Source organism: Mycobacterium sp. 4D054 (genome assembly GCF_052245755.1).
GTDB lineage: Bacteria > Actinomycetota > Actinomycetes > Mycobacteriales > Mycobacteriaceae > Mycobacterium.
Genome location: NZ_JBQQCF010000162.1, coordinates 1 through 748 on the forward strand (window position 1 = coordinate 1; position 748 = coordinate 748).

Genomic DNA, 748 nt, shown 5'->3' on the forward strand with positions numbered 1-748 from the left:
GGTGGATCTGACTGGTTAAACCCGCCGCCGCGGGTGTTCATTTCGCCTGGCAGAAATTGAACGACGGGTGGCCGGAATCGATCGCCGAGACCGCGCACAGCGTGGGAAAACCCCCGGAAAAGCCGCGTGGAATGCGAGTTCGGCTGTGGATCTCAGCGGCGCGGGGCGGGCATCCGCACCGTGACGTTGATGCGGTTCCACGCGTTGATCGTCACGGCCATCGCGATGACCTGTCCGAGCTCCCGGTCGGAGAACACCCGCGCCGCGGCGTCGTACACCTCGTCGGGCACGCCGTGGCTGCCGAGTTCGGTGATCGCTTCGGTGAGCGCCAGCGCGGCGCGCTCCCGTTCGTCGAAGACATCGCCGGCTTCGACCCATGCGGCCAGCATGTCGAGCTGCTGTTCGCCGACGCCCCGCGTGCGCGCGTCGCGAGTGTGCATGTCGAGGCAGAACGCGCAGCGATTCAGTTGCGAGGCACGGATTTTGATCAACTCGCCGAGCTTCGGGTCGACGTCCCTGGCCGCTGCGGCGGACAGAGTCATCATGGCGTCATACAGCTCGGGCGATGCCTTGTAGATCGTGAGGCGGTCCCGGGTGGTCAGTGTCGGTGTCATGTCCTCGACGCTAAGCCTCGATCCGTGGACTTGAGTGATTGATGTGTCTGCCATGGCTGGTTGTCGTTTGGTGGGCTTGTGAGCGTGACGTAACCGCTGGTCTGCCCAGCTTTTCCCTGTGCGCTCCGGTAGGG

General features: G+C 64.7%; 1 protein-coding gene. It reads right to left on the reverse strand.

What is annotated here, in order from left to right:
- Window positions 1-152: 152 nt before the first annotated feature.
- Window positions 153-614 carry a carboxymuconolactone decarboxylase family protein gene (locus tag ACTWP6_RS30390; protein WP_443189650.1) on the reverse strand — a complete coding sequence of 154 codons (462 nt, stop codon included), beginning with the start codon at window positions 612-614 and terminating at the stop codon, window positions 153-155.
- Between the last annotated feature and the right edge of the window lie 134 nt (window positions 615-748).